The organism is Halomonas saccharevitans (assembly GCF_032333995.1).
Classification (GTDB): domain Bacteria; phylum Pseudomonadota; class Gammaproteobacteria; order Pseudomonadales; family Halomonadaceae; genus Halomonas; species Halomonas saccharevitans.
Window position 1 is genome coordinate 29,868 of record NZ_JAVXUR010000005.1, and the last position, 13,470, is coordinate 43,337.

Below are 13,470 nucleotides of genomic sequence, written 5' to 3' on the forward strand. Positions count from 1 at the left end.
CACAACAACAAGAGCCTCGACAGGGGCCGCATCCACGCACCATCCGGTATCACCACCAGGAGAGCGACACAATGACAACAAGACGCAAGTTTCTGATCACCGCCGCGGCCGGTGCGGCCATCGCCCCGCTGGCATCGAGGGTCATGGCTCAGTCGTCGTCCGAGCCCACCATCAAGTGGCGGATGCAGACCTATGCCGGCGCGGCCCTGGCCGAACACGTCGCCAAGCCGGCCATCGACCTGTTCAACCGCATCGCCGGGGATCGCATGCAGATCGAGCTCTACTACGCCGATCAGCTGGTGCCCACCGGCGAGCTCTTCCGGGCGATGCAGCGCGGCACCATCGATGCGGTGCAGTCGGACGACGACTCCATGGCCTCGCCCACCGAGGTCACCGTCTTCGGCGGCTACTTCCCCTTCGGCTCGCGCTACAGCCTCGACGTGCCGGTGCTCTTTAACCAGTACGGCCTCAAGGAGATCTGGGAGGAGGAGTACGCCAAGGTCGGCGTCAAGCACGTCAGCGCCGGGGCCTGGGATCCCTGCCACTTCGTGACCAAGGAGCCGATCCGCAGCCTCAAGGACCTCGAGGGTAAGCGCATCTTCACCTTCCCCACCGCCGGTCGCTTCCTGTCGCAGTTCGGCGTGGTGCCGGTGACCCTGCCTTGGGAGGACATCGAGGTGGCCGTGCAGACAGGTGAGCTCGACGGCATCGCCTGGTCGGGCATCACCGAGGATTACACGGTGGGCTGGGCGGACGTCACCAACTACTTCCTGACCAACAACATCTCGGGTGCCTGGATCGGTCACTTCTTCGTCAACATGGAGCGCTGGGAGGAGCTGCCGGAAGACCTCAGGCTGCTGTTCGAGGTGTGCTGCGAGCAGTCCCACTACTATCGCCAGCACTGGTACTGGGGCGGCGAGGCGAGGCTTCGCGTGCACGGCGAGAAGCTCGAGCTGACCACGATTCCCGATGCCGAGTGGGATCAGGTGGAAGCGGCGGCCCAGGAATTCTGGGACGAGATCGCCGCGCAATCCGAGACCAAGGCCCGCGTGGTCGAGATCTTCAAGCAGTACAACGCCGACATGCGCAAGGCCGGACGACCCTATCGCTACGGCCAGGCGTGAGTCGCTCCCATGCCCCGGCGACTGTCGGGGCATGCCGTTCAGGGAGGGGGCCCGGCCGAGTACGGGCCCCGTCGTGGTGATCAGTGAGGAAGTTCAGAAATGACCAACGCGCAGGCTTTGGACGCCCTCGAGGCCCTGAGGGTCCAGGTGGAGAGTGGCGATGTCGACACCGTGCTCGTGTGCATCGTCGACATGCAGGGACGGCTGATGGGCAAGCGGCTCCACGCGCGCCACTTCGTGGAGCATGGCTGGGAGGAGACGCACTGCTGCAACTATCTGCTGGCCACCGACCTCGAGATGGAAACCCCCGACGGCTACGCCAGCACCTCCTGGCGGGCGGGGTACGGCGACTACATCATGAAGCCGGATCTCGCTACGCTGCGGCCCGTGCCCTGGCTCGAGGGCACGGTCATGCTGCTCTGTGACGTGCTGGACCATCATACCCATGAGCCGGTGGCCCACGCGCCGCGGGCCATCCTCAAGCGTCAACTCGAGCGGCTGGAGGGGATGGGCTTCGACGCGATCATGGCCACCGAGCTGGAGTTCTTCCTGTTCGAGAAGCCCCTCGACGAGATCCGCAAGGAGGGGTTTCGCGACCTGCAGCCGATCAGCGGCTACAACGAGGACTATCACCTCTTTCAGACCACCAAGGAAGAGCACGTGCTGCGCCCGCTGCGCAATCACCTTTACGCGGCGGGCATCCCCGTAGAGGGCACAAAGGGGGAAGCCGGGTCAGGGCAGGAGGAGCTCAACATCCGCTACGCCAAGGCCCTCGACACCGCGGACTACCACACCATCGCCAAGCACGCGACCAAGGAGATCGCCTGGCAGCAGGGGCGGGCGGTCACCTTCCTGCCGAAGTGGCACCACGACCATTCCGGCAGCTCCACCCATATTCACCAGTCGCTGTGGCGCCAGGGTGTGCCCGCCTTCCACGACGACGGCGAGGCGCGGGGCATGTCGGCGCTGATGCAGCACTACCTGGCCGGGCTCCTGAAGTACGCGCCCGACTTCACCTACTTCCTGGCGCCCTACATCAACAGCTACAAGCGCTTCCAGAAGGGCTCCTTCGCGCCCACGCGCACGGTCTGGTCGGTGGACAATCGCACCGCGGGCTTTCGCCTCTGCGCCGAGGGCACCCGGGCGGTGCGCATCGAGTGTCGCATCGGCGGCTCGGACCTCAATCCCTACCTCGCCATGGCCGGGCAGCTGGCCGCCGGCATCAAGGGCATCGAGGAGCGCCTGGCGCTGCCGCCGCCCGCCGAGGGCGACACCTACGAGGGGGAGTCGGGGCTGATTCCGCAGACCCTGCGCGATGCCCGTGAGGCCCTATACGGGTCGGCCATGCTGCGTGAGGCCATGGGCGACGCGGTGGTCGATCACTACGCCCGGGCCGCCGAGGTGGAGATGGAGGACTTCGCCCGCGTGGTCACCGACTACGAGGTGGCGCGCGGCTTCGAGCGCTCATGATGTCGGCGGCGAGCGGGCACCAACAGGAGAGAATGATGGGTCACACCTTGAGATGTATCTCGCCGATCGACGGATCGGTGTTCGCCGAGCGCGACGCGCTCTCGATCGAGGCCGCCCGGCAGGCGGCCGCCCGAGCCCGCACGGCGCAGCGCGACTGGGCGGCCAGGCCCCTCGAGGAGCGCATCGACCTGGTGCGCGCCGGCATCGCCGCGCTGGGGGCGATGAACGACGAGGTGGTGCCGGAGCTGGCGCGGATGATGGGCCGCCCGGTGCGCTACGGTGGAGAGTTCGGCGGCGTCGAGGAGCGCGGCGGCCACATGGCGGCTATCGCCGAGGAGGCGCTGGCCGATATCTCGGTCGGCGAGGACACCACGGTCAAGCGCTATATCAAGCGCGTGCCCCACGGCGTGGTGCTGGTGGTGGCGCCCTGGAACTACCCCTACATGACGGCGATCAACTGCGTGGCGCCGGCGCTGATCGCCGGCAACAGCGTGCTGCTCAAGCACGCCACCCAGACCCTGCTGGTCGGCGAGCGGATGGCGCGTGCCTTCCACGCGGCCGGCGTGCCCGAGGCGGTGTTCCAGAACGTCTTCCTGGATCACGACACCACCTCACGGCTGATCGCCGAGCGCGCCTTCGACTTCGTCAACTTCACCGGGTCCGTGGGCGGAGGGCGCGCCATGGAGCAGGCGGCGGCCGGCACCTTCACCGGGCTGGGCCTGGAGCTCGGCGGCAAGGATCCGGGCTACGTCATGGAGGATGCCGACCTCGAGGCCGCCGTCGCGACACTGATTGACGGGGCGATGTTCAACTCGGGGCAGTGCTGCTGCGGGATCGAGCGGATCTACGTGCATGAGAGCCTCTATGATGCCTTCGTCGAGAAGGCCGTGGCGGTGGTCGAGGCCTACACCCTGGGCGACCCGCTGGACGCCGAGACGGACATCGGGCCGATGGCCCACGTGCGCTTCGCTGCCGAGGTGCGCGCCCAGATCGACGAGGCCCTGGCCGACGGGGCGAGGGCGCATATCCCGCGAAAGCCCGCCGACGACGGAGGCGCCTACCTGACCCCGCAGATCCTGACCGAGGTGACCCACGACATGCGCGTGATGCGCGACGAGAGCTTCGGGCCGGTGGTCGGCATCATGCGGGTGAGCGACGACGAGGAGGCGATCCGGCTGATGAATGACAGCCCGTTCGGCCTGACGGCGAGCCTCTGGACCGCCGATATCGAGCGTGCCCAGCGCGTCGGCGACCGGGTCGAGACCGGCACCGTCTTCATGAATCGCGCCGACTACCTCGACCCGGGCCTGTGCTGGACCGGCTGCAAGGAGACCGGGCGCGGCGGCAGCCTCTCGGTGATCGGCTATCACAACCTCACGCGACCCAAGTCCTACTATTTAAAGAAAACAACAGCTTAGAGAAAACAACATCATGCTAAAGAAGGTGACGAGATGACGCTGACCGGCAACTGGACCTATCCCACCGCCATCCGCTTCGGCGCGGGGCGGCTCAAGGAGCTGCCCGAGGCCTGTGCCGAGGCGGGCATGGCACGGCCGCTGCTGGTGACCGATCGCGGCCTGGCCGACCTGCCGATCACCGCCGCCGCGCTGGATATCCTCGAGGCCGCGGGCCTGGGCCGGGGGCTCTTCGCCGAGGTCGACCCCAATCCCAACGAGCGCAACCTGGCGGCGGGCGTCGAGGCGTTTCGGGCGGGCGGCCATGACGGGGTGATCGCCTTCGGCGGCGGGTCGGGGCTGGATCTGGGCAAGATGGTGGCCTTCATGTCCGGCCAGACGCGCCCGGTATGGGACTTCGAAGACATCGGCGATTGGTGGACCCGGGCCGATGCCGAGGCGATCGCCCCCATCGTGGCGGTGCCCACCACCGCCGGGACCGGCTCCGAGGTGGGGCGGGCCAGCGTCATCACCAATTCCGAGACCCACGAGAAGAAGATCATCTTCCATCCCCGGGTGCTGCCCCGGGTGGTGCTCTGCGATCCCGAGCTGACGGTGGGCATGCCCCGGGCGATCACCGCCGGCACCGGGCTCGATGCCTTCGCCCACTGCGTCGAGGCCTTCTCGAGCCCGCACTATCACCCGATGAGCCAGGGCATCGCCCTGGAAGGCATGCGGCTGGTCAAGGAGTACCTGCCGCGCGCCTACGCCGACGGCACCGATCTCGAGGCCCGGGCCCACATGATGAGCGCGGCGATGATGGGCTCCACCGCCTTCCAGAAGGGTCTGGGTGCCATCCATGCCCTGAGCCACCCCATCGGCGCGGTGTTCAATGCCCACCACGGCACCACCAATGCGGTCTGCATGCCGGCGGTGCTTGCCTTCAACGCCGAGGCGATCCGCGAGCGCTTCGACAGTGCGGCCGCCTACCTGGGCATCGAGGGCGGCTTCGAGGGGTTCCAGGCCTTCGTGCAGGATCTCAACGACCGCATGGGCATCCCGCGCACCCTCGCCGAACTCGGCGCCACCCCCGAGCGCATCGACGAGCTGGCCGAGATGGCCATTCAGGACCCCAGCTGCGGCGGCAATCCGGTGGCGCTGACCGTCGAGGATCTCAGGACGCTGTTCCACCGCTGCATGTGATCGCCGGACGCCCTCCGCTGGCGTCCGGCCCCCGCGATCGCCACGCTCAGAACAGTCCGGTGATCTCGCCGTGGTCGTCGATGTCGAGGTGCGCGGCGGCCGGGTCGCGTCCGAGGCCCGGCATGGTGCGGATATCGCCGCACAGCGCATAGACGAAGCCCGCGCCGGCGGAGAGGCGCACCTCGCGCACCGGCAGGGTCCAGCCGGTGGGGGCGCCGCGCAGGGTTGGATCCGACGACAGCGAGAGATGCGTCTTGGCGATGCACACGGGCAGGTGTCCCTGCCCCTGCTGCTGGTAGAGGTCGAGCTGGCGGCGGGCCTCGGGGCTGAAGGTGACATCGGCGGCGCCATAGAGTCGGGTGGCGATGCGCTCGATCTTGGCGTCCAGGGGCATCTCGTCGGGATAGAGCAGGTGGAAGTCGCTGCCCTGTTCGGCGGCGGCCTCCACGGCCTGGGCAAGCTCCAGCGCGCCGATGCCCCCGTCACGCACGTGGGTGGATACCGCGGCCCGCACCCCGGCGGCCTCGGCGATGTCGCGAATCGCGGCGTGCTCGCTGGCATGGTCGGAGGGGAAGGCGTTGATCGCCACCACCGGGGTGACGCCGTGGGCGCGCAGGTTGTCAATCTGCTTGACGAGGTTGGCGCCGCCCGCGTGCACGTCCTCGGGGCTCTCCGCCAGCATCTCCGTGGGCAGCGGCCGGCCGGGCGTCACGGCATAGCGCCCGGAGTGGAACTTCAGGGCCCGCACCGTGACCACCAGCACCGCGGCATCCGGGACCATCCCCGAGGCGCGGCACTTGATGTTGAAGAAGCGTTCCGCCCCCATGTCGGCCCCGAAGCCCGCCTCGGTGACGAGATAGTCGCCGCCGTGCAGGCCGATGCGATCGGCGACGATCGAGGAGTTGCCATGGGCGATGTTGCCGAACGGGCCGGCATGGATCAGTGCCGGCGCGTGCTCGAGGGTCTGCAGCAGGTTGGGCTTGATCGCCTCCTTGAGCAGCGCGGTCATGGCGCCCGCCGCGCCGATCTCCTCGGCGGTGACCGGCTCGCCGTCGTGGGTCGTGCCGACGCGGATCCGCCCCAGGCGGCGCCGCAGGTCCTGTAGTGATGTCGCCAGGGCGAGGATCGCCATGACCTCGGAGGCTGCGGTGATCTCGAAGCCACTCTGGCGGGGGAGGCCGTCGGCGGGTGGGCCGAGTCCCGTGACGACATGGCGCAGCGCGCGGTCGTTGATGTCCATCACCCGCGGCCAGGTGATGGTCTGCGGGTCCAGGTCGCTGCCCAGACGGTGATAGAGGTGGTTGTCGATCATCGCCGCCAGCAGGTTGTGGGCGGCGGAGACCGCATGGATGTCGCCGGTCAGATGCAGGTTGATGCGCTCCATGGGCACCACCTGGCTGTAGCCCCCGCCGGCGGCGCCGCCCTTGATGCCCAGCGTCGGGCCCATGGAGGGCTGGCGCAGGGTGACGGTGGCGGCGTGGCCGAGCTGCTGGAGGCCCTGGACGAGGCCGATGGCGGTAGTGGTCTTGCCCTCGCCCAGCGGCGTGGGAGTGATCGCCGAGACCACCACGTAGCGCGCCCGGGGACGCTCAGCCAGCGCGTCTACGGCGGCCAGGTCCAGCTTGGCGATGCCCCGCCCGTAGGGCTCCACCGTCTCTCCGGGCACGCCCAGGCGGTGGGCGATCTCCTCGATGGGCCACAGCCGGGCGTCTCGGGCGATCGCCAGGTTGCTGGGGGGGCAGGCTCGCGCCTGGCCGAGGTCGTGCGGTTGGCTCGTCATCGCCGCGTCTCCTGGGTCATTCACCTGGGGCATCTACCGGGACGTCGATCGCCTCAGTCGTCTTTAGTTACAGTATTCGTGTCCGCCGGGCCGAGAGCTTGCCCGTGGGCGTCAGCAGGCTTGGCCGCAGCGACACCTCAAGGCCGGGCGCAGGGCCTCGTTGGGCGAGTCGCGGCGCCGCGAGCAAAGTGCGCGTCGTCGATGCGCAAGCCGCGGCGCTGTTGCGGGGAAGAAACTCTGACTAGAGTCCAGGTAGGCGACGATGGTGAGGAGGGCAATCGATGGAATCCCTGCATTCCCCGAATCTGCATGCCCCGAACAAGGACCACTACGACATCGGCTTCGTGCTGCTGCCGAGGTTCTCCCTGCTCGCCTTCTCCTCGGCGCTGGAGCCCCTGCGCATGGCCAACCACCTCGCCGACCGCCGGCTCTATACCTGGCATCTGGTCAGCCCTGATGGTCGCCCCGTGCGGGGCAGCAGTGGCCTGGAGATGGCGGTGGACTGCGCCATGGAGGATGGACTGTCGCTGGATCTGGTGCTGGTGTGCGCCGGCATGGACGTCCAGCACTGCTGCGATCGCGATACTCTCGCCTGGCTGCGCCGGCTGGCCCGGCGTCGCATCCCGCTGGGTGGGGTGTGCACCGGGGGCTATGTGCTCGCCCAGGCCGGGGTCCTCGACGGCTACAGCTGTACCCTGCACTGGGAGCACATCTCGAGCATCCACGAGGCGCTGATGTTTCCCGCCGTAACCTTCACCCCGCAGCTGTTCGTCATCGACCGCGACCGCTACACCTGCTCCGGCGGCATCGCGCCCCTGGACATGATGCTGACCCTGATCGGCCGCCAGCAGGGCCTGGCGCTGGCCGAGGCGATTGCCGAGGAGTTCATCCATGAGCGGATTCGCGAGGTAGGCGACCGCCAGCGGACCCCGCTGCGGGTGCGCCTCGGCCGCACCCATCCCAAGCTCGAGGAGCTGGCGACGCTGATGGAGGCGAACCTGCAGGAGCCGCTCTCCCTGGACGAGCTGGCCCGCTATTCCGATCTCTCGCGCCGCCAGGTGGAGCGGCTCTTCCAGCGCTACGTGAGCTGTCCGCCGCTGAAGTACTACATGGACCTGCGCCTGCTGCGCGCCCGCCTGCTGCTGCGCCAGACCCATATGCCGATCACCGACGTGGCCCTGGCCTGCGGCTTCATCTCGCCCCCGCACTTCACCAAGTGCTACCACGATCGCTTCGGCCACTCGCCCAGCCGGGAGCGCTCGCGGCGCAGTGATCGCGCGGTCGGCACGGCGGAGTCGCCGGGCGAGGGTCGCCCCGACGCGCCGCGGGTCGAGGAAGTCTAAGGGTTGTAAAGGTTACGGGGGGACGTCGTCCCCCCGGCTCGTCGTTGCTCGTTGTCAGCTCTTGGGTCGCAGGTTGTCCGGGTCGTAGAGGGCACGATAGCCGACCGCCTCGACCCTCAGCGGATAGCGCTCGCCGAAGTACTCCATGCTCAGCGTCTGGCCGACCCGGGCGTGGCTTACCGGCAGATAGCCCAGCGCGATGATCTTCTGAACTGAAGGGCCGTAGGCGATGCTCGTCACGTAGGAGCGGCGCCCCAGGGCATCCACCAGCACCTCGCCGCTGTCCGGGTCGAGGATCGGCGAGTGTCCTACCGGGTAGCGCGCCACGCCCCGGGCGTCATGGTGATCCGTCATGGTCAGGGTGCAGAGGTAAGCCGGCTGCTGAGGGCGCTCGCGATGGGCCAGGTAGGCGGCCTTGCCATGAAACTCCACCGGCTTGACCTTGGGACGCGCCAGGCCCGCCTCGACCAGGTTGTACTCGGTCAGCAGGTCGACGTTCTGCAGCCGCAGGCTCTTCTCGAGACGCCGGCTGTTGGCGTAGGTCTCGATGCCTACCGGCGTCACACCCTGCTCGAACAGCAGGTCCCAGAGGGTCAGCCCGTAGCTGAACGGCAGGTAGAGCTCCCAGCCCAGCTCGCCGACGTAGGAGATGCGAAAGGCCCAGATCGGCAGGCCCCGCACCCGGATCTCGCGGGCCGTGGCGAAGGGGAAGGCGTCATCCTCCAGTGCCGCGGGATCGTCGGCGAGTGCCTGCAGGGTGCGCCGCGCCTCCGGGCCCCAGAGCCCCAGGGTGGCCAGGCCGTCGGTGCGATCCTCGACGTGCAGGCGCGTCAGCTGCCGGGCCTCGGCCATCCGCGTCATCCACATGAGGTCCCGGTGGCCGGTGTCGCCGCCGCAGATCACCCGGAAGCCGTCCGCGGCGAGGCGCACCACGGTGAGGTCGGAATGCACGCCGCCGGCATCATCGAGGAAGTGGGTGTAGATCCCCTTGCCCAGCGGCGTCTCGCCCCCCACCCGCGCCACCGAGAGATACTCCAGCAGCGCCTCGGCCTCAATGCCCGTGACGTCGAAGATGGCGAAGTGGGAGAGGTTGATCATGCCCACGCCCTCGCTCAGGGCGAGATGCTCGGCGTTGGAGACGCGCCAGAAGTGGCGGCCGTCCCACTCGTCGGGCCGCTCGGGCACGCGGTCACCATAGCGCTCCAGCAGCGCCTCGTTGGCGCCGTAGCCGTGGGCGCGCTCCCAGCCCACCACCTCCATGAAGTGGCCGCCGAGGGCCTCCTCGCGAGGCCAGAAGGGGCTGCGGCGCAGGTTGCGGCCCGTCGCGAAGGGCTCGCGAGGGTGCACCGGCGGATCGTAGATCTTCTGGGCGATCTCCCGGCAGCGTCCGACGACGTGATGCGGCGTCTTCTGCACCGGGTAGAAGCGGGCGATGTCGATGCCGTGGGGGTCGAGGGTCGGGCGGCCGTGGGTCAGCCAGTCGGCCAGCACCTTGCCCATGCCGGGGCCGTCCTTGACCCAGACCGCCTCGCAGAGCCACAGGCCGCGGGTCTCCGGCGCCTCGCCGACCAGCGAGCCGCCATCCGTGGTGACCGAGAGCAGGCCGTTGAAGGAGTGCTTCTCGTCCCAGCCCAGCTCGCCGAGTATCGGGGTCAGCTCGATGGCGCGCTCGAAGGCCTCCATCACCTGGTCGATCTCCAGGTCGCGCATGGAGGGCGAGAGCCGTGCCTGCTCACGCTCGAGGATGTCGGTAGGGGCGACCAGGCGCGGCGCGGAGGCTTCGTAGTAGCCCCATTCGAGCTGTCCGCCCTCGGTGCTCTTGGGATCGCCGGTGTCGCGCAGGTAGGCCGAGTTGCCCTGATCGCGCAGCAGCGGATAGCCGATCTCCTTGCCGGTGCCGGCGAAGGCGTCGAAGGGGCCGAAGAACATCAGCGGGTGCTCCACCGGCATCAGCGGCAGGCTGGCGCCGCCCATGGCCGCGGGGATCGGGCCCCAGATTCCCGAGGTGACGATCACCACCGGAGTGGCGATATAGCCCCGGGCGGTCATGACGCCACGCACCCGGCCGTCCTGGACGTCGATGTCGGTGGCCGGGGTGTCGGCGAAGGCCTGGAGACTGCCCGAGGCCACCGCCTGCTCGATCAGCTCCCCCGCGACCTGCTGCGAGCGGGGCACCACCAGCCCGGCGTCGGGGTCCCAGAGGCCCCCCAGTATCATCGAGCGCTCGAGCAGCGGGAAGCGCTCGACAACTTCGTCCGGCCCGATGAGCCGCGCGTTGGTGCCGAAGGCCTTGCCCGAGGCGACCTTGCGCTTAAGCTCCGCCATGCGCGCCTCGTCGCCCACTCGGGCGATTTCGATGCCTCCCACCCGCTGGTAGTGCCCCCGGCGCTCGTAGAACTCGCGGCTGTAGGTGGTGGTGTAGCACGACATCTTGTCGTGGGCGGTCATGTAGCAGAAGTCCGAGGCGTGGGAGGTGGAACCGATGTCCGAGGGAATGGCGGACTTCTCGAGACCCACCAGGTTCGTCCATCCCAGTTCGATCAGGTGGTGGGCCACCGAGGCGCCGACGATGCCGCCCTGGCCGATGATCACCGCGTCTGCGTGCTTGGGTAGTGTTGTCATGGCCGCTCTCCGATGCCGATGCGCTCGCCGCATTTGGCTTCACCATAAGCCAGGCCGGCGCGGCCCGTTTGCTCTGGCCGACCGGTTCTTTGCCCGCGGCGACCGTGACGGGCGCCGCGCGGTGAGCGGAGCCGGGCGCCATGCCCCGGCTGTCGCTGAGACCAAAGTGGCAGTCGCCGCTGGTGCCGCGGGGGCGAGCCCGGGGGACTAGTTTCGAGGGCATGAACGGCCTTCCGGCATTCGCCTCGAGGTCGCATGGCAGGGCCCCGCATCAGCACAGGAGAGACGATCATGTCCCAGGTCATCGAACGCATCGACCACACCCAGACGGCACCGGAGATCCTGCTCTACCCGCGGATCCGCAAGTCGCCGTTCTTCTACGCCTCGCGGCGCCACGGGGTGCGCAAGTACAGCGTCTACAACCATCACTATCATCCGCGCCTCTACACCGACCCCGTCGACGAGTACTGGGCGCTGGTGGAGGGCGTCACCCTCTGGGACGTGGGCGTGGAACGCCAGATCGAGATCTCGGGTCCCGATGCCTTCACCTTCACCCAGCGGCTGGTGCCGAGGGACATGCGCCACTGCCAGGTCGGCCAGTGCAAGTACGTCTTCGTCACCGCGGATGACGGCGGCATCATCAACGACCCGGTGCTGCTGCGCATCGAGGAGAACCGCTTCTGGCTGTCGCTGGCCGACAGCGACGTGCTGCTGTGGTGCCAGGGGTTGGCCTACCACGCCGGGCTGGACGTCACCATCCGCGAGGTGGACGTGGCGCCGGTGCAGGTCCAGGGGCCCCATGCCAAGGCGGTGATGGTGGACCTGTTTGGCGAGCGGGTGCTGGAGATTCCCTACTACCACCTCATGGAGGCGGAACTCGACGGCATGTCGGTGGTCATCTCGCGGACCGGCTACTCCGGCGAGATCGGCTACGAGATCTATCTGCGCGAGGCGACCCGCCACGGCGAGGCCCTCTGGCAGCGGGTCTTCGAGGCGGGGCGGCCCCACGGCATGCAGGTGATCGGCCCCTGTCATATCCGTCGCATCGAGGGCGGTATCCTCGCCTTCGGCTGCGACATCTGGTACGACACCAACCCCTTCGAGGTGGGCATGGGCTACGATTGGATGGTCGACCTGCGCGGCGACGACGACTTCGTCGGGCGCGCGGCCCTGGAGCGCATCAAGGCCGAGGGTGTCTCCCGCAAGCTGGTGGGCGTGGAGATCGACGGTCCGAGCATCGGCTACTTCACCGACGGCTCGATGGTCGATTTCTTCCCCGTCCACGACAGCAGTGGGGCAGTGATCGGCAAGGTGACCTCGGCCACCCGCTCGCCGCGCCAGGAGCGCAACATCGGCTACGCCATGGTGCCGGTCTCCCACGCCGAACTCGGCACGTCGCTGCGCATCGAGGCCAACACCGGCGTGCAGGATGCGGTAGTGGTGCCCAAGCCGTTCCATGATCCGCGCAAGGACATTCCCAAGGGCTGATTCGTGAACGACCTTTGGCGTCGGCGGCCCTGGGCATCGGGTGTTGGGCCATCGTCCCGGTCGCTGGGTGCGACCCACTACGCCGGTAAGGCGGCGAAGCCTGCGCTGTCGGCGTCTGCCGACAGCGGGGCAGGGATTGTGAAACCAGCGGGGGAGTACTGAAGTCCGGGGAGCCGGCACCGTATACTGGGTGCGATCAGCGAGTGACGCAGGAGGCGTCATCGCCATCGCACCCTTTTTTCGTCACGCATCTCCCGGTGACCGTGACAACCGTCCGTGACAGTCATGAGGCGCAGCCGCGTCTTCCAGGAGGTGAAAGATGAGCAAGTCGATCGTGGTGGGCTCCACCCTGGCCGTACTGGGGCTGGGCGGCATCGCCCTCGGGGCCTGGCAGGTCCAGGAGGCGCAGCGCGGGCCCGAATACGCCCAGATCACCAACGTCGAGACCCTGACGCGCACCGTGGAAACGCCCCGCGAGGTCTGCGAGCAGGTGGTCGTGGAGTTGCCGCCCCAGGAGGCCCCGGCGGGACAGGGTGCCAGCCGCGATCCCCACCGCGTGCTGGGCACCGCCGCCGGCGCCATCGTCGGTGGGCTCTTGGGCAACCAGGTCGGCGGCGGCAGCGGCAAGAAGATCGCCACCGTGGCCGGGGCCATCGGCGGCGGCCTGGCCGGCCGTGAGGTTCAGGAGCGGGTGGAGGCGCGCCAGCACGCCCAGGCGGCGGCGTCCCAGCCGCGCACCACCACTCGCCAGGAGTGCCGCACCGTGGTCGACACCCGTCAGGAGACCGAGGGCTATGAGGTCACCTGGCGCCGCGGCGAGCGGGTCGAGACCACTCGCCTGGACACCCCCCCTGAGGGTGACCGGGTGCTGCTCGAGGAGGGGCGTCCCCAGTGGGACGCCGTCTCTTCCCGGGACGACGTCGCCCAGGAGACCTGAGCGCCATCGCGCCCCATCTCGGCGTCACTATCCCCAACGACCGCGCCCCGGCCATCTCTGGCTGGGGCGCGGTCGTTGAGGGTGGGCGATGCGGCCGGGCCGCGTCCCA

At 68.7% G+C, this 13,470-nt stretch carries 9 protein-coding genes; 7 read left to right on the plus strand and 2 right to left on the minus strand.

Annotated elements, in window-relative coordinates; translation table 11 throughout:
- The first annotated feature begins 71 nt into the window (after positions 1-71).
- The 4 genes from RSO68_RS12725 (at position 72) to RSO68_RS12740 (ending at position 5,191) form a co-directional block, all read left to right on the plus strand.
- Positions 72-1,124, plus strand: a complete 1,053-nt coding sequence (locus RSO68_RS12725) for a TRAP transporter substrate-binding protein (protein ID WP_089845985.1) — start codon at positions 72-74, stop codon at positions 1,122-1,124.
- Between the two features lie 99 nt (positions 1,125-1,223).
- Positions 1,224-2,594 carry a glutamine synthetase family protein gene (locus RSO68_RS12730; RefSeq protein WP_315586838.1) on the plus strand — a complete coding sequence of 457 codons (1,371 nt, stop codon included), beginning with the start codon at positions 1,224-1,226 and terminating at the stop codon, positions 2,592-2,594.
- A 35-nt stretch (positions 2,595-2,629) separates the two neighbouring features.
- The gene (locus RSO68_RS12735; protein WP_315586839.1) at positions 2,630-4,012 is read left to right on the plus strand and encodes an aldehyde dehydrogenase family protein; all 1,383 of its coding nucleotides are present in this window, start codon (positions 2,630-2,632) and stop codon (positions 4,010-4,012) included.
- A 33-nt stretch (positions 4,013-4,045) separates the two neighbouring features.
- Positions 4,046-5,191 carry an iron-containing alcohol dehydrogenase gene (locus RSO68_RS12740; protein WP_315586840.1) on the plus strand — a complete coding sequence of 382 codons (1,146 nt, stop codon included), beginning with the start codon at positions 4,046-4,048 and terminating at the stop codon, positions 5,189-5,191.
- Between the two features lie 46 nt (positions 5,192-5,237).
- Here RSO68_RS12740 and RSO68_RS12745 read toward each other — a convergent pair whose 3' ends face one another.
- Positions 5,238-6,971 carry a formate--tetrahydrofolate ligase gene (locus RSO68_RS12745; protein WP_315586841.1) on the minus strand — a complete coding sequence of 578 codons (1,734 nt, stop codon included), beginning with the start codon at positions 6,969-6,971 and terminating at the stop codon, positions 5,238-5,240.
- A gap of 281 nt (positions 6,972-7,252) precedes the next feature.
- Here RSO68_RS12745 and RSO68_RS12750 point away from each other — a divergent pair, with 281 nt between their 5' ends.
- Positions 7,253-8,314 carry a GlxA family transcriptional regulator gene (locus RSO68_RS12750; RefSeq protein ID WP_315586842.1) on the plus strand — a complete coding sequence of 354 codons (1,062 nt, stop codon included), beginning with the start codon at positions 7,253-7,255 and terminating at the stop codon, positions 8,312-8,314.
- A 54-nt stretch (positions 8,315-8,368) separates the two neighbouring features.
- Here RSO68_RS12750 and RSO68_RS12755 read toward each other — a convergent pair whose 3' ends face one another.
- Positions 8,369-10,936: a GcvT family protein gene (locus tag RSO68_RS12755; protein WP_315586843.1), complete on the minus strand. Its 2,568-nt coding sequence runs from the start codon at positions 10,934-10,936 to the stop codon at positions 8,369-8,371.
- Positions 10,937-11,227: 291 nt separating this feature from the next.
- On the opposite strand from RSO68_RS12755, the gene RSO68_RS12760 reads away from it, so the two are divergent.
- Positions 11,228-12,424, plus strand: coding sequence for a glycine cleavage T C-terminal barrel domain-containing protein (locus tag RSO68_RS12760; RefSeq protein ID WP_089845999.1), 1,197 nt, complete (start codon positions 11,228-11,230; stop codon positions 12,422-12,424).
- A gap of 319 nt (positions 12,425-12,743) precedes the next feature.
- Entirely contained in the window at positions 12,744-13,361 is a 618-nt protein-coding gene (locus RSO68_RS12765) for a glycine zipper 2TM domain-containing protein (protein ID WP_089846001.1), read from the plus strand.
- Positions 13,362-13,470 lie beyond the last annotated feature (109 nt).